The sequence below is a fragment of the Arthrobacter crystallopoietes genome, assembly GCF_002849715.1.
In the GTDB taxonomy this organism is placed as follows: domain Bacteria; phylum Actinomycetota; class Actinomycetes; order Actinomycetales; family Micrococcaceae; genus Crystallibacter; species Crystallibacter crystallopoietes.
In genome coordinates this window covers 1,730,211-1,751,095 of the sequence record NZ_CP018863.1, presented here as the reverse complement: position 1 = coordinate 1,751,095, position 20,885 = coordinate 1,730,211, and the positions used below count along the sequence as shown (strand labels likewise).

Below are 20,885 nucleotides of genomic sequence, written 5' to 3'. Positions count from 1 at the left end.
CGAGACCGAGGGGTCTTAGATGTTCACTCACAGGGTTATGGGGAATAAGCGGGAGGATGCGCGGGGGCGCAAAGCATCCTCCCGACAAGCTGGAGCCGGACAACCGGCCACGAAACAAACTGGGTACCGGCGCCGCGGCGTCGCCGGCATGCTCGCACTTGTACTAACCACGTCGCTGGGCCTTCCGGCCCTTGCAGGTCCGGCCCACGCTGGGGTGGTGGGCCAGGGATTTACCGTTACGCCAGCGGATCTGGCGTTTATTCTCAAGCAGATCAAGATTTCCGAGGCCCATGTGGCCAACACGACGTCCGCCACGGGTCCCTGCGGAGCGCTGCTCGGCGACGGCCCCAACCAGGTGCCGGGACCGCTGGTCTCCTATGGCCTGCGCACGGTAGACGGTTCCTGCAACAACCTGCAGGAAGACCGCGAAAAATTCGGCGCCGCGCAGGAGAAGTTCCCGCGGCTCACCACGCCGGACTTCCGGCCGGCCGAAGACAGCACGTCGCCGTTCGTTACCGCCGCTGGCGATCCCGGGTACGCGTCCAAGAAGGACGTCTGGGACTCGCAGCCGCGCGTCATCAGCAACCTAATTGTGGACCAGACATCCACCAACCCCGCAGCCGTCAAGGCGGCGGGCTTTCCCTTGCGCAGCCAGACCACCGACGGCGTTGCCCCCTGCACCACGGATCCAACACCGACGACGGCGGGCATTCCCGAGGGCTGTGTTCCGTCAGGGGAAACACTGTTCATCCCGAATGTCACCACCGACGTCGGACTCTCGCCGCCCTATAACGGCCTGTTCACCCTCTTCGGGCAGTTCTTCGACCACGGCCTCGACCTGGTCAGCAAGTCCGGTGGCACGGTCTATGTCCCGCTGAAGGAAGACGATCCGCTGATCCCCGGACGCGACGGGAAGCTGAACACGGCCGATGACGTGCCGCCGCACCTGCGCTTCATGGCGGTGACCCGGGCAACCAACCAGCCCGGCCCCGACGGCCAGATGGGTACCGATGACGACATCCAGGAAGCCACCAACCGTACCAATCCCTACGTGGACCAGTCCCAGACTTACGCTTCCCACCCGGCACACCAGGTCTTCCTCCGCACCTATGCGAAGAACGCCGCCGGTAAACCGGTTTCCTCCGGCGAGCTGCTGACATCGGCCGACGGCGGCATGGGCACCTGGCAGCTGCTGAAGAAGCAGGCTGCAGAGCTGCTCGGCCTGAAGCTGGTCGACGCCGACGCACTGAACATCCCGGTGATCCTCACCGATCCGTACGGCAAGTTCGTTCCGGGCCCCAACGGCCTCCCGCAGTATGTGACGCCGACGGGAACCGTGGAGGGCAACCTTGCCGCTCCCGTACCCGCGCCTGCCAACGTTCAGCGGGTCAGCGAGGCCTTCATCGAGGACATCGCGCACAACGCGGTTCCCGCTCCGGGACTGATCGCAGACACAGACACCGCCATCACCCCGGCCACCGCACGCCAGACCGCGGGCACGTATGACAACGAGATGCTTGACCGGCACTTCGTCGCCGGTGACGGCCGCGTCAACGAGAACATCGGCCTGACCTCGATCCACCAGATCTTCCACTCCGAGCACAACCGACTGGTGGATGACATCCAGAAGGTCCTCACCGAAGACACCGGCAGTGCCCGGGGCGATGCAGCCCTGAAGGAATGGCAGCTCGCCGCCGGTGCGGAAGGCTGGAACGGGGAGCGCCTCTTCCAGGCCGCACGGTTCATCACCGAGATGGAATACCAGCACCTGGCCTTCGAGGAGTTCGCCCGCAAGGTCCAGCCGCTGATCGAACCGTTCTCCGGCTACCACGACGACGTGAACTCCGCGATCAGCGCCGAGTTCGCCCACGCCGTGTACCGGTTCGGCCACTCGATGCTCACCGACACCATCGCGCGTACCAACGAGGACGGCTCGTCGAACGACACGCCGCTGTTGAACGGGTTCCTCAACCCGGTGGCCTACACCGACGGCGGTTCGGCCGGCGTCCTGGACTCCAAGTCCGCGGCCGGCAGCATCGCCATGGGCATGTCCAACCAGGTGGGCAACGAGCTCGACGAGTTCGTGACCGACACGCTGCGCAGCAACCTGCTGGGCCTGCCGCTGGACCTCGCCGCCATCAACATGGCCCGGGCCCGGGAGACCGGCCTGCCTTCGCTGAACGACCTGCGCAAGGAGCTGCACGCCAAGACCAACGACAGCCAGCTGATGCCGTACAAGAACTGGATCGATTTCGGGCTGAACATCAAGCATCCCGAGTCGCTGGTGAACTTCGTTGCCGCCTACGGCACGCACGAAACCATCACCTCCAAGACCACTCTGGTGGAGAAGCGGGAGGCCGCCCGGCTGATCGTGGATCCGCCGTTCGACACCGCGCCGGAAGCCATTCCGGCCGATGCCGGGGACTTCATGGGCGCCACGGGGACCTGGGCGGACAAGCCAACCGGCCTGGACACCGTGGACCTCTGGATGGGCGGCCTCGCCGAGCGCACCAACCTGTTCGGCGGCCTGTTGGGCTCAACCTTCAACTATGTTTTCGAGAAGCAGATGCTCGACCTGCAGAACGGCGACCGGTTCTACTACCTGGTGCGCACGCCGGGCATGAACCTGTTCTCTCAGCTGGAAGGCAACTCCTTCGGTGAAATGATCATGCGCAACACCAACGCGCACTCCATCACCGCGGACGTCTTCTCCACCGCCGACTGCAAGTTCCAGCTGGCCAACCTGGGCGGCAGCGGCACGAACATCGCGGATGATCCGGGGTCGGAATGCAACGAGACCGAGCTGCTGATCCGGATGCCGGATGGCACCATCCGCTACCGGACGATGAACTCGATCGACCCTCCCGGTATCAACGGCCAGAGCGTCTTCAACGGTACCGACGGCAGGGACCTGGTCTGGGGCGGCGTCGACAACGACACGTTCTGGGGCGGCCCGGGCAATGACCGCATCGAAGGCAACGACGGCGCCGACACCGCCTTGGGCGGCGAGGGCAACGACATCATTACCGACGCGGCCGGGGACGACGTCCCCAAGGGCGGTCCGGGCAATGACGCCATCGACGCCGGACCCGGCCTGGACATCATTCTGGGCGGCGACGGCAAGGACCTGCTCAACGGCGGGGCCAACACCAACGAGCACTTCGGCGGACCGGGCGATGACTTCATCATTGCCGGCGGCGGCGCGGACACGGTGTTCGCGGACTCCGGCGACGACTGGATCGAAGGCGGTGACGGAGCCGACCTGCTGCAGGGCGATTCCGGCGCTCCCTTCTTCGACGACCCCAACAAGCCGGGCCATGACGTCATCAACGGCCAGAACGGCGACGACGATTACGACGCCGAAGGCGGGGACGACATTATGCTCGCCGGTCCCGGCATCGAACGCAACGCGGGAGCGGCCGGCTTCGACTGGTCCAGCTACGAGTTCGATGAGTTGGCGGCGGATGCGGACCTGGAGCTGAGGCTGCTGGGTGTCCCGCTTCCGGTGGACGTCCTGCGAGACCGCCATGCGGAAGTCGAAGGGCTTTCGGGCGGCAGCAGGAACGACATCCTGCGCGGCGACAGCGTGGTACCCCGAACCGCCGTGGCCGAGGGCTTCTCCGGAGGCAACTGGCTGGACGCCGAGGGCGTGGCACGCATCCGCGGTCTGCAGGCCCTGCTGCCCGCCGGCGCAACCTCCGGCACAGCGGTCTGGGGCGAAGGCAACATCATCCTCGGCGGCGGCGGCAACGACACCATCGAGGGACGCGGCGCCGACGATATTCTCGACGGCGACAAGGAACTGCGGGTCCGGCTGAGCGTCCGGACCAACGCAGCCGACGCGGCCACCGAGATCGGATCGGCAACAGCACTGGCCAAGCCTTACCTGGCCGGCAGCACGGAGACACTGCAGCAGGCAGTCTTTGCCGGCAAGGTGGATCCGGGCAACATCGTCGTCGTTCGTGAAATCGTTGAGAGCGCCAGCCCGGGCAACGCGGACGTCGCGGTGTTCAGCGATATCAGCAGCAACTACACCGTCACCACCACTCCGGCTGGCGCCCAGCCGGGCGCGGCGGGCAGTATCACCACCGTCACGCACAACGCGGCGGACGGCGATGCCGATGCCCTGACCGGCGACGGCACGGACACCCTGCGCAACATCGAGCGCCTGGTGTTTGCCGACACGCAGGTACCGGCGGCACCGACCGGTGTCACCGCCACGGGCGGCAACGCTTCGGCGAACGTCGGCTGGTTTGCACCGGCAGGTTCCTCGATCACCGGTTTCGACGTCAGGATCCTGAACGCCAGCGGCGCCCAGGTCGGCGCGCTCCAGCGGGTCGACGCCACAACGACGTCGCTGCTGGTAGACGGCCTGACCAACGGATCGGCTTACCGGTTCCAGGTCCGCGCGGTCAACGAAGCAGGCGCCGGTGCGTACTCCGCTCCGAGTGTAACGGTGACCCCGGCTGCGGTTGCGGCCGCTGCCCCGGCCATCGGCACCGCCACCGCCGGCGACCAGCAGGCCACGGTCCGCTGGAGCGCTCCGGCAACCAATGGCGGCTCGGCAATCACGGGCTACACCATCAAGGTGATCGACGCAGCAAATGCCCAGGTGGGTGCCCTACGGAACGCCGGAGCCACCGCCACGAGCATGGTGGTCACCGATCTGCCAGCCGGCAACCAATTGCGGTTCCAGGTTGCCGCGGTGAACGCGGTGGGCACGGGAGCCTTCTCGGAGGCATCGAACCCCGTCGAGCCGGTGGAGACGGTAGCCCCGACGGTCACCGCCCAGACCCCGGCGGATGCGGCGACGGGAATCCTACGCGGCGCCAATCCCACGGTGACCTTCAGCGAACCGGTGACCGGTGTCAGCAACACCACCATGGTGCTGCGCAACGCCGCTACCAACGCAACCGTTGACGCCACCGTGACCTACAACGAAGGGAACATGACGGCGGTACTCGATCCGGTTGCCGACCTGGCCGCCAACACGCGGTTCGAGGTAACGGTGACGGGCGGCGCAACGGCCATCCGGGACGCGTTCGACAATCCGGTGGCATCCGCCACCTGGAGCTTCACCACGGAGGCCGCTGCGGCCCTCACCGTGAAGAACGTCGACTTCACCAACGACGGCAACGCCGACGTGGTGTCACGGGACGGCAACGGCAGGCTGTGGCTGTACCCCAGCAACGGCGCGGGCGCGCTGCAGACCCGGATCGTCCTAGGCTCCAGTGGCTGGAACGTCATGAATGCCATCGCCAGCCCCGGTGACTTCAACCGGGATGGCAAGGCGGACATCATCGCGAAGGACAGCGTCGGCTCGGGCCGGCTCTGGTTCTACCCCGGCGACGGTGCAGGCAACCTCGGAGCCCGGGTGCTCATCGGCAGCAGCGGCTGGAACGCGATGAACACCGTCTTCGGCGCAGGCGACGTGAATAAGGACGGCGACGCGGACCTCATCACCCGTGACACGTCCGGCAGGCTGTGGCTGTACCCGGGCAACGGGGCTGGCCGCTTAGAAACTCGCCAGCTGATGGGCAGCAGCGGATGGAACAGCATCACCAGCCTGCATAGCTCGGGCGATTTCAACGGCGACACCAACGCTGATGTGATCGCGCGGACCAGCGACGGCTTGCTGTGGATGTATCCGGGCAACGGACGAGCCGGGCTCTCGCCGCGGGTTCAGATCGGCACCGGATGGAACTCCATGAGCGCCATCTTCAGCCCAGGCGACCTCACGGGCGACGGCAAGGCCGACGTCGTGTCCCGGGATAGCGGGGGCCGGTTGCTGCTCTACCCCGGTAACGGGGCCGGCAGGCTGCTCAGCCCGCAGGTTATCGGCAACAGCGGCTGGAATGCGATGAGCATCCTGTTCTGAGCCGCCCGGCCACCTAAAAAGCCAGGCTCCGGGAAACCGGGGCCTGGCTTTTTGCCTGCGTTCTCGGGGCCCCGTTCTGCGGCTTGGTACGTGCTGCGGCTCAGTCTCTGTCTACTACGTTGCCCAAGGTTCTGCCCAGCCGCTCCACGGCTGGGTCCACGCCCTTCTCCACGATCTTTTCGACCGGACCGGATTGCTTTTCCGCTGCTCCGCTGCCCTTGTCCTCGGCCTGTCCCGGCGCCCGGTTGTCCTGGCCCTTGTTAACGAGCGGGGCACCCTCGACGGCGCGCCGCACGAGCCGCTTCGCGGGCTGCTGCGCCTTCCCGGCGTGCGGCGCCGCTTTCGGCGCGGCGTTCCGGACCACCTCGTCGGCGGGCAGGTGGGGCTTGGAGTCGGGCTTGTTCGCCTTGGGAGCGCCGTGGGCCTTGTCATTCGCCTTGGCCTTTTCGCTGGCCTGGCCCTGGCCGGCCGCGGTCGGTCCTGCCGGATCCTGCGCGGGTGCGGCGGCACTGGAACTCTTGCCTCGCTGGGTGCCCGGCTCCTTATCGCCCTGGCTGCCGTGCTCCTTGACGGCGGCCTTCACCGGGCCGCCGGGACGTTCTACGCGTTGCCCGGCTCCGGCGGGGATATCCGCCCCACCCGGCATGGCGACCACGGGCGGCAGCGCAGGCAGAGCATTGTCGGAGGCGCCGCCGTCGTTAGCTTGGTTGCTAGCCTCCAACTCATCCGGCTGCACCAGCTCCACCGCGGTATCCACGGCGGCGTAGAGATTCTCGCGGACCTCCTCGTTGGCCGCCACGGCACCCACGCCCAGGCTCATGGAGGCGGCGACGACGACGCCGATGACGGCGCCCCGGCGCTTGCGGCGCAGCGGGACGACCTTGGGCTTGAAGAAGGCGGCGAGCTCCGGGGACGGTTCGGGAGCGGGGCCCTGGCCGAGGTCGCGGAGCTCTGCCAGCAGGGTGTGCAGTTCCGGGTAGTCGCCCATGTCGGCGAGCAGATCCGCATCCGGCGCGCTGCCGGGACGTTGCTGGTTCATGATGCCCCTCCTACCTTGCTGCCGATGACCATGTCCTTGAGTTTCGCGAGTGCCCTGCGCTGGAGCTGCTTGACCGAGCCCTCCGATTTGCCCATGACACTGGCTACCTGGTCGATGGGCAGGTCCGCCACGATGCGCAGCGAAAGGACTTCACGCTGGTCGGGGTTCAGGGTCTGCAACAGTTGAACGACGTCGCCGCCGGAGCGGTCCACCACAACTTGTTCGGCCGAGGAAACGGTCCGGGTGTCGAAGTCCGGGTCGTACTCGGCGAGGTGGGGATGACGCGCACGGGCGCGGGCGGCGTCCACCACTCTGGCGTGGGCTACCGAGAACGTGAACGTTTTCAAACCTGCAACACCCCCGGTGACCTTGTCGAGTTTCTGGAATACCGTCAGGAAGACTTCCTGGGCGGCGGCTTCGGTGTCCTCAACGCCCCTGGCCTGCAGGTACCCCATCACTTTGGGCGACAACGAGCGGTAGATCTTCTCGGCGGAACGCCCGTCTCCGGAAACAGCTGCCAACAGATCCTCATCTGTCAGCAATCCATCCACGGTTTTTCCTTTAAGTAGCGACTGGCCCGGCGTCCCTTATCATAGCCGCGCCACTCGCTCCGCGCTGGATGCAGCACCGGCGCATTCGACCGGGCCCATCCAGAAGATGTGAAAGCCGCGCCACAGCTCGTTGGGGGGGGAAGCTCTGGCGCGGCCTCTACATATAAGTAATCGAACCGGCTTGAGGAAAAGTTACGCAGTTTCAAAAATCTTTCTAAAAACTTTTTCCGAACCGTCCCGGTGCCTGGCTTTAGTGGGCCTCAACCACGTCCACGGTGCTGGCCAGGCGCCGGTTCCGCAGCACCGGGAGGAATTCCCGGACCTCGTCGATGCGGCGGCGGGTCACGTCCACGGTGACAACGCCACGCGGTTCGTCGTTGAGGTAGTCCTGCACAATGCCCATCGGATCCAGGATGGCCGAGTGCCCCACGGTGTGGCTGCTGGAGGTGCCGGCCGCGGCCACCCAGCAGGTGTTCTCGATGGCGCGGGCCTTGAGCAGCGTCTCCCAATGCTCGATCTTGTGGTCCCCCTTGAACCAGGCGGCCGCCACGCAGATCAAGTCCGCGCCCTGGTCCGCCAGGCCGCGGGCCATCTCCGGGAAGCGAACGTCGTAGCAGGTCATTACGCCCACCCGCAGCCCGCCGATCTCCACGAGCTTCAGCCCGCCGTCGCCCGGCTTGATCTTGGTGGACTCCTGGTAGGAGAACGCATCGTACAGATGCAGCTTCCGGTAGGTATCCACAATCCGGCCGGTCGCGTCCACGATCACCAGCGTGTTGTAGGGGCGCTCTTCCCCGCTGGCCTCATAACCTCCGGCGATCAGGGCGATGCCGGTCTCCGCGGCGATGAACGAGAGCTTCTGGACGAAGGCGCTCCAATGCTCGTTGACGGCGGAGATCAGATTCCCTTCGACCTTGCCGACGGTGAACATGGACTCTTCGGGGAACAGGATCAGCTCGGCGCCCGCGGCCTTGGCCTCTTCGGCCTGCGCACGCATGACGCTGAGGTTTTCGTTGACGTCCCCGGAAGGATCGAATTGCCCAACACTGACCTTCATGATGCGCTCCCGTCTCGCTGGCGGCGTGTGTCCATTCCAGACTACAGAACCCGCGGCGCGGAATCTTTAAGGGCTTTTCAGCGTCCGGCGCAACGCAGGATCGCCTCCACGGAGCGGTCCGCATCCTCCAGGGTGGTGGACCAGTTGCTCACGCTGATCCGCATCGCGGCCATGGCATGCCAGGTGGTGCCGGAGAGCCAGAGCGTGCCGTCCTCCTGCACGCGGCGTACGACGTCGTGGGTAAAGTCATCCCCGCGGGCGCCGCTAATGTTCCCATCACCGCGGGGGATAAAACGGACCAGCACCTGGTTGAGCACCACGTCATTGAGGATCTCGACGCCGTCCACCTGGCCAAGCTGGGCCGCCATGTGCCGGGCCAGCGCGCAGCAATGCTCAACCATCTCCCGCACGCCGTCGCGGCCGAGGGTGCGCAGCGCGGCGTAGATCGGGAAGCCCCTGGCACGGCGGGAGAACTCCGGCACCCAGGAGACTTCGTCGCGTTCCTGCCCGTACTCAAGGTAGGAGGCGTGCGGCGGAGCCATGGCCTTGACGTGCGCGTCGGCATCGGCGACAAACGCCAGGCCGGAATCGTAGGGAACATTGAGCCACTTATGCGCGTCCGTGGCCCAGGAATCTGCCAATTCCACCCCGTCGAGCAGCGGCCGCAGTTGCGGGCTCACGGCGGCCCAGAGCCCGAAGGCCCCGTCCACGTGGACCCACGCTCCTTCGCGGCGGCGGACCAGGTCAATGGCGGCGCAGATCGGGTCGAAGGAGCCGGTATTCACGTTGCCGGCCTGCAGGTTCACGATCAACGGATCCCGGTGCGGAATCCGCGCGAGGACTTTCTCGAGCTCCCGCAGCCGGATCCGGCCCTGGCTGTCCGTGGCGACGGTGTGCACCCGGTCGCGGCCGAGCCCCAGGTACTGCAGGGCCGACAGGACCGTGCTGTGCGCCTCGTCGCCGACCACCACTTCCACCTCCGGCGCACCGAAAAGCCCGCGCCCCGTGACGTCCCAGCCCGCCCGCTCCAGCACTGCGGTGCGGGCGGCGGCCAGGCAGGTGAAGTGCGCCATCTGGCACCCGGTGACCAGGCCAAACCCGCTGGCCGGCGGCAGGCCGAACAGCTCCAGCAGCCAGGCGCCCACGGCTTCCTCCACCACGGACGCCGCCGGTCCGCCGGCGTAGAGTCCGGCGTTCTGGTCCCAGGAGGAGGTCAGCCAGTCTGCGGCCAGGGCCGGCGGCAGGGCCCCGCCGATGACGAACCCGAAGTAGCGCGGCCCGGCCATGGCCACCGCGGCACGCCCGCCCACCTCGGCCAGATGCTCGATCACGGCCTGCGGTTCCTCGCCGGCCGCGGGCAGCGCGGTGATCAGCTCGCGGCGCAGCTCCGCCGCAGCCATGCCGCTCTTGACCGGCCGCTCGGGCAGCGAGCGCAGGTACTCGGTGGCAAGCTCGGCAGTGCGCCGCAGGATGCCGTAGTCATCCGCCATTCCTGCATGCTACGCCGAAACCCGGTGGCCGGACAGGCTACCGCTATTCGGCGATAAGGTCCCGCACCACGATGGTCTGGTCCCGGTCCGGTCCCACCCCGATGGCGGAGATCCGGGTACCGGAGATGTCCTCGAGCGCCTTCACGTAGAGCTGGGCGTTCGGCGGCAGATCCGCGATGCTCCGTGCCCCGGTGATGTCCTCGGTCCAGCCGTCGAAGTACTCGAAGATCGGCTTGGCGTGGTGGAACTCCGTCTGGGTCATCGGCATCTCGTCATGCCGGACGCCGTCGACGTCGTATGCGACGCACACCGGAATCCGCTCGATCCCGGTCAGCACGTCCAGCTTGGTCACGAAGTAGTCCGTGAAGCCGTTGACGCGCGAAGCGTGGCGCGCCAGTACGGCGTCGTACCAGCCGCAGCGGCGCGGGCGGCCGGTGTTCACGCCGAACTCGCCGCCGGTCTTCTGCAGGTACTCGCCCATCTCGTCGAAAAGCTCGGTGGGGAACGGGCCCGCACCCACGCGGGTGGTGTAGGCCTTGATGATGCCCACGGCACGGTTGATCCGGGTGGGGCCGATGCCCGAGCCCACGGACGCGCCGCCCGCCGTCGGGTTGGAGGAGGTGACAAACGGGTAGGTGCCGTGGTCCACGTCCAGGAAGGTGGCCTGGCCGCCCTCCATCAGCACCACCTTGCCGTCGTCGAGCGCCTCGTTCAGCACGAAGGTGGAGTCGATCATCATCGGGCGCAGCCGGTCGGCGAAGGACAGGAAGTACTCGACGATCTCTTCGACGTCGACGTCGCGTCGGTTGTAGACCTTGACCAGCAGCTCGTTCTTCTGGTGCAGCGAGCCCTGTACCTTCTGGCGCAGGATGGACTCGTCGAACACGTCCTGTACGCGGATGCCCAGCCGGGCCACCTTGTCCATGTAGGCGGGGCCGATGCCGCGCCCGGTGGTGCCGATGGCCCGCTTGCCCAGGAAGCGCTCCGTCACCTTGTCCATGGTCTGGTGGAACGGCGCCACCAGGTGGGCGTTGGCGGAAACGCGGAGCTTGGACGTGTCGGCGCCGCGCGCCTCCAGTCCGTCGATCTCCTCGAACAGGGCTTCCAGGTTCACCACGCAGCCGTTGCCGATGATCGGAATAGCGTTCGGGCTGAGAATGCCGGCGGGAAGGAGCTTGAGCTCATACTTCTCACCACCGACGACGACGGTATGGCCGGCGTTGTTGCCGCCGTTCGGCTTAACCACGTAGTCCACGCGGCCGCCAAGCAAGTCCGTTGCTTTGCCTTTACCTTCGTCGCCCCACTGGGCTCCGACGATCACAATTGCTGGCATGGGATCCTCCCCCATTCGATGCGGCGGAAACCCTGCCAAGGGGAGAGGCAGGAAGCATCTGCCGCGCATGAGAACGCCCCGACTCCGGGTGGAGTTCTGGGGCTCTTACCTGCCAAGTTTAGCCGATGCGCCGATTAACCGCGGATTCCTGCGGCCGCGGGACGTCGCAATGCTTGCAAGGCTGGCTCTGGCCGGACGCGGCTGGCCGGAGTAGCGTGCTGAGCGTGGGGACTTTGAAGCCAGTTGCGCGGGTCGGCATCTCCGGATGGCGTTACGCTCCGTGGCGCGGAACGTTCTATCCCAAGGGCCTCCCCCAGCGCCAGGAACTCGAATACGCCGCGACCCACCTGGACTCGCTGGAAATCAACGGCTCCTTCTACTCCCTGCAGCGCCCGTCCAGCTGGCTGCAGTGGCGCGATGCCACCCCGGAGCACTTCGTCTTCGCGGTCAAGGGCGGCCGCTTCATCACCCACATGCGCCGCCTCCGCGAGGCCCGCGGGGCGCTGGCGAACTTCTTCGCCTCAGGCGTGCTGGCGCTCGGCGGCAAGCTCGGCCCGTTCCTGTGGCAACTGCCGGAGAACCTCAAATACGACCCGAACGTCGTCGAGGAGTTCCTGGCGCTGCTCCCCCGAACAACGACGGCGGCGGCCCGCCTTGCGTCCGAGCATACGGATTTGATGCGGGACAGGACCTGGTTCGACGTCACCGAGGACCGGCCGCTGCGCCATGCCATGGAGGTGCGCAGTTCCACCTTCGTCACCGAGGACTTCTATGCGCAGCTGCGCCGGCACAACATTGCCCTGGTCATGGCGGACAGCGCCGGAACCTGGCCAATGCTGCACGAGATCACGGCCGACTTCGCCTATGTCCGGCTGCACGGCAAGGACGAACTTTATGTCAGCGGCTACGGCGATGCCGACCTGGATCACTGGGCGGACACGGTCCGCGGCTGGCTGGACGGCAGCGGCTGCCCCGACGGCGTGGGCCGGGACGCCTACCTCTACTTCGACAACGATGTGAAGGTCCGTGCGCCGTACGACGCAATGGGCCTGGCGAAGCGGCTGGCTTCTCAGCTGCCGAGCCGGCCGCCGGACGCTTCAAGGTAGCAGTTCCCGCACAGCGATTCGTACGCAATGTCCTGGCCGTCGATGGCTACCTGCTCGCCGTCGAAAACAATCTCGTTGCCGATCCGCCGGGTGTTGAAGACTGCCTTCCGCCCGCAGCGGCAGATGGTCTTCAGCTCCTCGAGCGAGTGGGCCAGTTCGAGCAGCCTGCCGGCGCCGGGGAAGGCTGCCGTGCGGAAATCGGTGCGGATGCCGTAGGCGATCACCGGCACGCCGTCCAGCACCGCGATGCGGAACAGATCATCCACCTGGCCAGGTGTCAGGAACTGCGCCTCGTCCACCAGCAGGCAGGCCACCGGCTTGACCTCCACATGCTCCAGCAGGGCGTCTGGATCGTCCCCGGAGGCGACTTTCGCGAACAGCTCCCGGACGTTATCACCAGGGTGGATCAGGAAGTCCACGTCCCGGGTCATGCCGAGGCGGGAGACGATCGCGGTGTCGCCCTTGGTGTCGAGCTGGGGTTTGGCCAGCAGCACGCGCTGCCCGCGCTCCTCGTAGTTGAAGGCAACCTGGAGCAGCCCGGTGGACTTTCCGGAATTCATCGCGCCGTACCGAAAATAGAGTTTGGCCAAAGTCGTACCTTTCAAAGCGGTCCAGCAGTCGATTCTACTGATCCGCCATGACGGTCCGGTGCAGGCGTCGCTCAGACCATCCGGCGGCGCAATGCCACCAGGGCGGCACCGAGCAGCAGCAAGCCTGCTCCGCCCGTGGCCAGCCAGACGGTGCCAGCGGCGCCGGTCTCGGCCAGCTCGCCTGCCGGAGCGGCCACCTGTTCCGCCGGCTTCGGAGCCGGCACCACTGCGGCCGGCGCCACCTCGACGCTGGCCGGCTGGACGGCCGGTGCAGGTTCGGTTGCGGGCGCAGCGGGGAAGGGCACATCCATCGGCCATTCCCCGAAGTTCTCAGGCCATTCACCAAACTCAGCCGGCCATTCTTCAAGCCACAGGAACCATCCGTCCAGCTCGCGAATCAGGTCTTCCGCGGCTGCAGGATCCGAGGCGCCCAGTTCTCGGATCAGGGCTTCCAGACCTTCCCGGTCTCCCGTTTCGAGATATCCGACCATGAGGTCAACGATGTAGATCATGCCTTCGGACTCGAGCACCAGGTCGATGTTCTCCTCCATCCAGAGGGCGATGGTCTCCTCGTCGCTGGCGGCGATGTCATCCGGGATGTTGAAGTCCGCGTGGGTCAGGGTGCGACCACCCACTACGATCGGTTCGAAGCCGGCCAGAACCGGGGCCTGAGGAGCGGAGGGCGTGGGAGCAGCCGGGGTGCCGGGCTGGACCACAGGTGTCCCCGGAGCAGGCTCAGCTTCGGCGCCGGGCGCCGGGTCAGTTTCGGTACCGGGCGCCGGGTCAGTTTCGGTACCGGGCGCCACGTCGGAATCAAGGTCGGCCGGAGCCTGCTCCTCCTCTGAACCGCTGTCCGGCGCGTCATCCACGCCATCTTCCGGCGCGTCGGCGACTTCGCCATCGACACCGTCAACACCATCAGCCGATTCCTCGACTTCCCCGCCGGGCGTCCCGCCGTCGTCGTTGGTCTCGGTTTCCTCCACGAGCACGGGAATCAGCGCGTCGGCCAGGACCTCTTCCGCCTCCCCCGGAACAGGCACCGGCACAGCCACCGGCACGAGAGCGTCGATGGGTTCGGCCGGCACAATTTCGGTAGCCGGTGCGGCCTCGGTGACAGGCGCAGCTTCCTGGACAATTCCCGCAAGGGAACCCAGGTCCGCGGCGGGTGCAGGGGTGGTTTGTTCCGTGGCGGGAAGGCCTGACGGATCCTGCTGGTTGTCGGCCTGGGCCGGTGCGGCACCGAGGGCGAGTGTGGCGGCAACGGCGCCGGTGAGCAGCGCAGAGCGCAGTCGTGATGTCACGTGAATGTCCTGTCCCCAACTTGGCTGTGCAGGCAGGGCAGCCCTCGCGCCAATCCGATGAAACCCGCGCCCTGCGGCCGGCTTCATCCGGACCTAAGCAGAAATATAAGTGATCCCGGACATATGCGCCAGTCGGAACGTTTTTCCCACGGCTTTCCCCTTCCGGCAGGTGCCCGACTGCCGGCAGGTGTCCGACTGCCGGCAGGTGTCCGACTGCCGGCAGGTGTCCGACTGCCGGCAGGTGTCCGACTGCCGGCAGGTGTCCGATTAAACAAGTGGCGGGAACAGGGGCGCTACGTGCGCCGCTGCTCCCGCCTTCTCTCCACTTGTTGCAGCAGGCTCCCGCACCAGAAGCTCAGGAAGCCTCCAGGCAGGTCGCCGCGAGGACTTAGGAGGCCTCGATGGCTGGCTTCGCCTCGGGGTCCGATTCGTTGAGGAACTTGTCGATCCTGACTACTTCCTCGTCCTCGCCGATGGCTGCGGCCGCGCGGCCCAGCGCGTACAGGGAGCGCAGGAAGCCGCGGTTCGGCTCGTGCTCCCAGGGGATGGGTCCGGCGCCCTTCCAGCCGGCCCGGCGCAGTGCGTCCAAGCCGCGGTGGTAGCCCACGCGGGCGAAGGCGTAGGACTCGATGGTCCGGCCCTCGCCGTACGCCTCGTCGGCCAGGATGGCCCAAACCAACGACGACGTCGGGTGCTTGGCTGCGAGGTCAAGGGCCTCGTCGCCGGCGTCCAGCCGCGCCAGGACTTCGGTTTCCTCCGGCAGCTTGGTGGCGTCCGGGCCCAGCAGGTTCCTGCGGAACTCGGCCATCTACTTCACGGACTTTCCGGCCGAACCCAGCCGCTGGGCGGCCTCGACCACGCGGGCAGCCATGCCCTTCTCGGCGGCGGCACCCCAGACGCGCGGGTCATAGGTCTTCTTGTTGCCGACGTCACCGTCCACCTTGAGGACGCCGTCGTAATTAGCGAACATGTGGCCGGCCACCGGGCGGGTGAACGCGTACTGGGTGTCGGTGTCCACGTTCATCTTGATCACGCCGTAGGAAACGGCGTCCGCGATTTCCTGCTCGGAGGAGCCGGAGCCGCCGTGGAAGACCAGGTCGAACGGCTTCTCCTTGCCGATCTTCCCGCCGACCTCGTCCTGGATCTGCTTGAGCAATTCAGGGCGCAGCTTCACGCCGCCCGGCTTGTAGACGCCGTGCACATTGCCGAAGGTCAGGGCGGTGATGTAGCGGCCTTTCTCGCCGGCGCCGAGCGCCTCGATGGTCTTCAGGCCGTCGTCGACCGTGGTGTAGAGCTTCTCGTTGATCTCGTTTTCGACGCCGTCTTCCTCGCCGCCGACGGTGCCGATCTCGACCTCAAGGATCATCTTGGCCGCGGCGGTGCGGGCCAGCAGTTCCTCGGCGATGCGCAGGTTGTCTTCCAGGGTCTCGGCCGAGCCGTCCCACATGTGGGAGTTGAAGATGGGGTCCTCGCCGCGCTTGACGGCGGCCTCGGATTCCGCGAGCAGCGGCAGCACAAAGCTGTCCAACTTGTCCTTGGGGCAGTGGTCCGTGTGCAGCGCAACGTTGATCGGGTACTTCTTGGCAACCTCGCGGGCAAACGCCGCAAAGCCCAGGGAACCGGCAACCATGTCCTTGACCCCTGCGCCGGACCAGTAGGCGGCGCCGCCGGTGGACACCTGGATGATGCCGTCCGAGCCCGCGTCGGCGAAGCCCTGCAGTGCCGCGTTCAGCGTCTGGGAAGAGGTGACGTTGATGGCGGGGTAGGCGAAGCCGCCGCTCTTGGCGCGGTCAATCATCTCGGTATAGATCTCAGGGGTTGCAATAGGCATGCGGACTCCTTGATAGATAAGTGAGTTCTCGAGGGAGGTGGCCTCTGTCTCCATCCTATCCAGTCGGCCCCGGCAGCGGGCCAAACGGAGGGGTCTATGAAGCCGCCGTGAAGTCCTGCCGGTCGCCTGTTTCCACCCGGCCGGGCGCCGCGGCTACCCGCCGCGCGCGGACGGTGACCACCACCAGGATGCCGATCGCCGCTCCCACCAGCGTCTCCACCCCGCGCTCCGTGACCAGCAGCAGTGGGTCCTCCGGATACGCCAGCTGCGTCATCAGCAGAATGACCGGGGTGAAGGACACCATGGCCAGCCCGTAATGCCGGGTCATGAACAGTTCGGTGGTGAATTGGAAAATGATCACCAACACGGCCAGCACCGGGGCTTCCCGGCCGGGGAAGAGCTGCAGCGGCGAGGCCGGACCAGGAAAAAGTACGATGGCGACAATCGCCAGCCCGAGGAAGGTGCCGACAATCCGGTGCAGTCCGCGATGGACGCTGCTGGGCAGATCCGCCCCGGCCAGGGGGACGGCAGCCGCGGCCATCGCCCAGTGCGGATGCCCGCTGCCGCTGAGGACGCCGATGGCGCCCGCGGCACCGACGGCCAGTACGTAACGTGCGGCGTGCACCACGGTCTTCTGCCGGCCCAGGGGCACGGCCGCGCGCACGGCTGCAGGGTTCCAGGCGCGCTGCCTGATCCAGCCGCCGAACCCGATAGCAATGGAGAACGCGGCCGATCCCGCGCAGATCAGTACGGCGGCGAGCATCGGAATGGTGGTGGGAACCGAGGCGCAGGCGCCCAGGGCAAGGATTCCGAAGAAGGGTCCGTTCGGCCGGAGCCGCAGCCTGTCCGCCACCACGGATCCGACGCCGGCGAGCAGCGCCTCGACGAGGACCAGCCCCCACGAGTGGATGTGGGCGACCGACAGCAGGACCCCGACGGTCACGCCGGACAGGAGGAACAAGGCCGCCTGCGTTTGGTGCATGAGCCGGAGCTGGTGCGGCTCATTCCTGCCGTACATCCCCGTCAGGGCGCCGAAAACGGCGTAGATGATCAGGTCCGGCCGCCCCAGGAACAGCAGGGCGAGCGATGGCACGGCCACGCTGACCGCCACGCGGAGTGCGGCCAAATGATCGTTGCTGGCCGGGCCGAGGGAATGCAGCGTGCGGACGTGGTGCTTGACCAGCTTCACCCGCACACCCCCTCTCTTAGCCAACTATCGGAAGTTAGCAGAGCGCGCGGCGGGCCCCTATCCGCTCGTCATAGAAGGTCCCAAAGCGACACAAAGCGCCCGGCCAAATGCCTACCGCGCCGCGGTACCGGGGTATCCCAGGTCTGCCTGGCGTGCCCGGGGCCTACCCCTTAGATGTGCTGCTTAGACGTGCTGGGCGAAGACGTGGCGGCGCACCCAGGCATGCATGGCGATGGCCGCCGCGGCGGAGGCGTTGATGGACCGGGTGGAGCCGAACTGCGCAATGGACAGCGTGGCATCGGCAACCTCGTGGACCTCGGGCGTCAGCCCGGGGCCTTCCTGACCGAACACCAGCACGCAGTTTTCCGGCAGGTCGTAGGTTTCCAGCGGCACCGAGTCGGGGAAGTTGTCGATCCCGATCACCCGCAGCCCCTCCTCCTGCGCCCAGGTGACGAAGTCTTCCACCGTGGGGTGGTGGCGGACGTGCTGGTAGCGGTCGGTGACCATGGCACCCCGCCGGTTCCACCGCCGTCGTCCGATGATGTGCACTTCCTTGGCCAGGAAGGCGTTGGCGCAGCGCACCACGGAGCCGATGTTCAGGTCGTGCTGCCAGTTCTCGATGGCCACGTGGAAGTTGTGCCGGCGCGAATCCAGCTCCGCCACGATCGCCTCGTGCTTCCAGTAGCGGTACTCGTCCACCACATTGCGGGTGTCTCCGTGGGCCAGCAGCTCCGGATCCCAGTGGTCGCCTTCCGGCAGCGGGCCTTCCCAGGGGCCGACGCCAACCGCCGGGGCAGCCGGTCCGGTCTCAACGGTCGCGGCGGCGGTATTCCCGGGGTCATTCCCGGGGTCCGCGGCCGGCGCGGCCACGGTGAGCTGGTTGTTCGTCTCTTCCACCTCTCAAGGGTAGGTGACAGACTGAGGCCAGCCGCAAAGCGCGGACCGCGCCAAGCGGGCCACACCGCCCCGAGCACCAAGGAGTCCTGCACCTATGGCCAAAGCGGAGAGCCGGAAGCCCACCGATATCGAATGCTGGCTCACGGACATGGACGGCGTGCTGGTGCACGAGAATTCGGCCATTCCGGGAGCCGCCGAGCTGATCCAGCGCTGGGTAGACACCTCGCGGCGGTTCCTCGTGCTGACCAATAACTCCATCTACACACCCCGGGATCTGGCGGCGCGGCTGCGCCAGTCCGGCCTGGAGGTGCCCGAGGAGAACATCTGGACGTCGGCGCTGGCCACCGCGGAGTTCGTCAAGGACCAGATGCCCGGCGCGCGCGTCTATGTCATCGGCGAGGCGGGATTAACGACGGCGCTGCACGCCGCGGGCTTCATCCTCACCGACCAGGACCCCGACTACGTGCTGCTGGGCGAAACCCGGACCTACTCGTTCGAGGCCATCACCCGAGCCATCCGGCTGATCGGCGAAGGGGCCCGGTTCATCGCCACCAACCCGGACGCTACCGGTCCGTCGAGGGATGGCGTGCTGCCGGCCACCGGCGCCGTCGCGGCCCTGATCAGCAAGGCCACCGGCCGCGCGCCGTACGTGGTGGGCAAGCCGAACCCCATGATGTTCCGCTCCGCGATGAACCAGATCGAGGCCCACTCGGAGACCACCGCCATGATCGGAGACCGGATGGACACGGACATCATCGCCGGCATGGAGGCGGGCCTGCACACGGTGCTGGTTTATACGGGGATTACCCGGCCCGAGGACGTCTCCGCGTTCCCGTTCCGGCCCAACCAGACGCTGAAGTCCGTGGCGGACCTGCTCCCCCAGCTGTAGGAACTCAGAAGACCATTCGCCGTCCGCCGCCCGTCGGCAGCGGGAAGTGCTCTTCCTCCACCTGCAGGATCAGCGGCTGGTAGACGCCGGGGTTCCACTGCGGCGAGGCATGGGCCGGCACGGCACCTGCGGTCACCAGGTCGGCGGTAAGCATGCACGAAGCGTAGTTCACGCTCCAGCTGCGGCGGGCGGTGGTGTAGTCCACGGTGCCATCGTTCGGGTTGCCCATCCAGGAAATCATGGTGTCCCCGATACTGTTCTGGAAGCGCTTAGCATCGAAGTGGTAGATGTACGAGGACTGGGACTGGATCAGCGTGCTGGAGACGGCCAGCGGGGAGAGCTGTTCCAGAGTCTGGTCCATGATCTGGCGCCAGCTGCGCTCGTCCTTGTGCACAATCCGTTCGCCCAGTTCGTAGGTGCCGCGCAGGTAGCTGGGCACCCGGTAACCCGCCTCGTAGAAAAACACCACGCTCTCGAACATGGCCCGGTCCAGCACGTCGAACCGGCTGTACGGGCTGCAGTCCATCATGATCAGCTCGACCGGAATGCCCTTGGCCAGCATGCGTGCCGTCATCTCCACCGCCACCATGCCCCCGAAGCTGTGGCCGTAGAAGTAGAGCTTCTCCAGCCCGTGCTCCGCGACGTGCTGCTCCAGCACCTCGGCCAGATGCTGCAGATCCAGCCCGCGATTCGAATACCCCGCCATCGCCATCTGGCCGCGCTGGGTCAAGGCCGGGCGCAGCGAGTTCAGGATGAACAGGCCTTCCTCCCAGCTGGTCTTGTACCCGGGGAACAGCACCCAGCTGGTCTTCGGGAAGCGCGTTTCGGCGTATTCGTCCGGGAGCGTGAGGATCTGCGGCAATTCACGCTGCTCCTGGATGGCCCGCGTGACCGTCAGATCGGCCGCAGTGGCCAGGCCGAACGCGGCACTGACCAGGAAGGACCGACGGGAGACACGATGCATTCCGGCGGCCAGTCTCAGCTGGTGGGCGTGCTCGCTGTCGTGAATGTTCATCCTGCCGCCGGCCCGGCCGTTGGCCGGGCCTCCCGGGCCTAGTCCAGGCCCAGCTCGTCCTTGCCGAAGACGAACAGGTAGGGAACGCCTGCTTCCTTTTCAATCCGTTCCTTGGCGCCGGTGTCCCGGTCCACGATGACGGCAACGGCCCTGACATCGCCGTCGGCCTTGCGCACGCCTTCCACCGCGGCCAGCGCGGAACCGCCCGTGGTCGAGGTATCTTCCAGCACGACGACGCTGCGGCCGGAAACTCCCGGCCCCTCGACCTGGCGGCCCATGCCGTAGGACTTCTGTGCCTTGCGCACCACGAACGCGTCGATGGCGCGGCCTGCGTCCGCTGCGGCATGCATGACCGCGGTACCAACGGGATCGGCGCCCATGGTCAGTCCGCCTGCGGTTTCGAACTCGATGCCGGCTTCATCCAGCATGCCGAGCATGACCCTGCCGACCAGCCGGGACGCTTCGTGGTGCAGCGTGACGCGGCGCAGATCAATGTAGTAGTCCGCCTCGGCACCGCTGGAGAGGGTCACCTTTCCACGGACGACGGCGAGTTCTTTGATCAGTTCGAGCAGGCGGGCGCGGTCATCCGCGGAAGTCTGGGTCATGGGCACCAGTGTAGTAGGCGGGGGTGCGGCAGCAGATTCGAGAGACGCAGGCCACGGCCGGCCGGCGTTCGAGCCCATGTTTCATTTTCCCCACCCGCATGGTTCCGCGGATTT

The 20,885-nt window shown here is 66.8% G+C and carries 16 protein-coding genes; 3 read left to right on the top strand and 13 right to left on the bottom strand.

The window, feature by feature from the left end:
• The first annotated feature begins 148 nt into the window (after positions 1-148).
• A complete protein-coding gene (locus AC20117_RS08345; protein ID WP_074700123.1) occupies positions 149-5,878 on the top strand; it encodes a peroxidase family protein in 5,730 nt (1,909 codons plus the stop codon).
• A gap of 100 nt (positions 5,879-5,978) precedes the next feature.
• Here the strand turns inward: AC20117_RS08345 and AC20117_RS08340 are convergent, their stop codons facing one another.
• The 5 genes from AC20117_RS08340 to AC20117_RS08320 all read right to left on the bottom strand — a co-directional run bounded on the left by AC20117_RS08340 (position 5,979) and on the right by AC20117_RS08320 (position 11,348).
• The gene (locus AC20117_RS08340; protein WP_074700124.1) at positions 5,979-6,917 is read right to left on the bottom strand and encodes a hypothetical protein; all 939 of its coding nucleotides are present in this window, start codon (positions 6,915-6,917) and stop codon (positions 5,979-5,981) included.
• Positions 6,914-7,468, bottom strand: coding sequence for an RNA polymerase sigma factor (locus AC20117_RS08335; RefSeq protein ID WP_074700125.1), 555 nt, complete (start codon positions 7,466-7,468; stop codon positions 6,914-6,916). Before AC20117_RS08335 ends, AC20117_RS08340 begins: the two co-directional genes overlap by 4 nt.
• 250 nt (positions 7,469-7,718) lie before the next feature.
• Positions 7,719-8,525, bottom strand: coding sequence for a carbon-nitrogen hydrolase family protein (locus AC20117_RS08330; RefSeq protein ID WP_074700126.1), 807 nt, complete (start codon positions 8,523-8,525; stop codon positions 7,719-7,721).
• Between the two features lie 77 nt (positions 8,526-8,602).
• Positions 8,603-10,015 (bottom strand): pyridoxal phosphate-dependent decarboxylase family protein, encoded by a 1,413-nt coding sequence (locus AC20117_RS08325; protein ID WP_074700127.1) that lies wholly within the window; start codon positions 10,013-10,015, stop codon positions 8,603-8,605.
• 43 nt (positions 10,016-10,058) lie between these two features.
• Positions 10,059-11,348: an adenylosuccinate synthase gene (locus AC20117_RS08320; protein ID WP_074700128.1), complete on the bottom strand. Its 1,290-nt coding sequence runs from the start codon at positions 11,346-11,348 to the stop codon at positions 10,059-10,061.
• Between the two features lie 224 nt (positions 11,349-11,572).
• On the opposite strand from AC20117_RS08320, the gene AC20117_RS08315 reads away from it, so the two are divergent.
• Positions 11,573-12,454 carry a DUF72 domain-containing protein gene (locus AC20117_RS08315; protein WP_236777473.1) on the top strand — a complete coding sequence of 294 codons (882 nt, stop codon included), beginning with the start codon at positions 11,573-11,575 and terminating at the stop codon, positions 12,452-12,454.
• Here the strand turns inward: AC20117_RS08315 and AC20117_RS08310 are convergent.
• From AC20117_RS08310 to AC20117_RS08285, 6 genes are all read right to left on the bottom strand, one after another.
• Positions 12,418-13,044, bottom strand: a complete 627-nt coding sequence (locus tag AC20117_RS08310; RefSeq protein ID WP_074700129.1) for a thymidine kinase — start codon at positions 13,042-13,044, stop codon at positions 12,418-12,420. The genes AC20117_RS08315 and AC20117_RS08310 overlap by 37 nt on opposite strands.
• 71 nt (positions 13,045-13,115) lie before the next feature.
• A complete protein-coding gene (locus AC20117_RS23610) occupies positions 13,116-14,345 on the bottom strand; it encodes an LPXTG cell wall anchor domain-containing protein (RefSeq protein ID WP_074700130.1) in 1,230 nt (409 codons plus the stop codon).
• A 388-nt stretch (positions 14,346-14,733) separates the two neighbouring features.
• Complete coding sequence (locus AC20117_RS08300) at positions 14,734-15,153, bottom strand: DUF3151 domain-containing protein (protein ID WP_074700132.1); 420 nt, start codon at positions 15,151-15,153, stop codon at positions 14,734-14,736.
• Positions 15,154-16,176, bottom strand: a complete 1,023-nt coding sequence (fbaA, locus tag AC20117_RS08295; RefSeq protein WP_236777472.1) for a class II fructose-bisphosphate aldolase — start codon at positions 16,174-16,176, stop codon at positions 15,154-15,156.
• Positions 16,177-16,270: 94 nt separating this feature from the next.
• On the bottom strand, positions 16,271-17,365 hold the full coding sequence (locus AC20117_RS08290; protein WP_074703127.1) for an FUSC family protein: 1,095 nt from the start codon (positions 17,363-17,365) through the stop codon (positions 16,271-16,273).
• Between the two features lie 183 nt (positions 17,366-17,548).
• A complete protein-coding gene (locus AC20117_RS08285; RefSeq protein WP_236777556.1) occupies positions 17,549-18,124 on the bottom strand; it encodes a TrmH family RNA methyltransferase in 576 nt (191 codons plus the stop codon).
• A gap of 232 nt (positions 18,125-18,356) precedes the next feature.
• Between AC20117_RS08285 and AC20117_RS08280 the strand changes: the two genes are divergently transcribed.
• Complete coding sequence (locus tag AC20117_RS08280) at positions 18,357-19,151, top strand: HAD-IIA family hydrolase (protein WP_074700135.1); 795 nt, start codon at positions 18,357-18,359, stop codon at positions 19,149-19,151.
• 4 nt (positions 19,152-19,155) lie between these two features.
• Here the strand turns inward: AC20117_RS08280 and AC20117_RS08275 are convergent, their stop codons facing one another.
• A complete protein-coding gene (locus AC20117_RS08275) occupies positions 19,156-20,166 on the bottom strand; it encodes an alpha/beta hydrolase (RefSeq protein WP_074700136.1) in 1,011 nt (336 codons plus the stop codon).
• A 38-nt stretch (positions 20,167-20,204) separates the two neighbouring features.
• Complete coding sequence (pyrE, locus tag AC20117_RS08270) at positions 20,205-20,771, bottom strand: orotate phosphoribosyltransferase (protein WP_074700137.1); 567 nt, start codon at positions 20,769-20,771, stop codon at positions 20,205-20,207.
• Between the last annotated feature and the right edge of the window lie 114 nt (positions 20,772-20,885).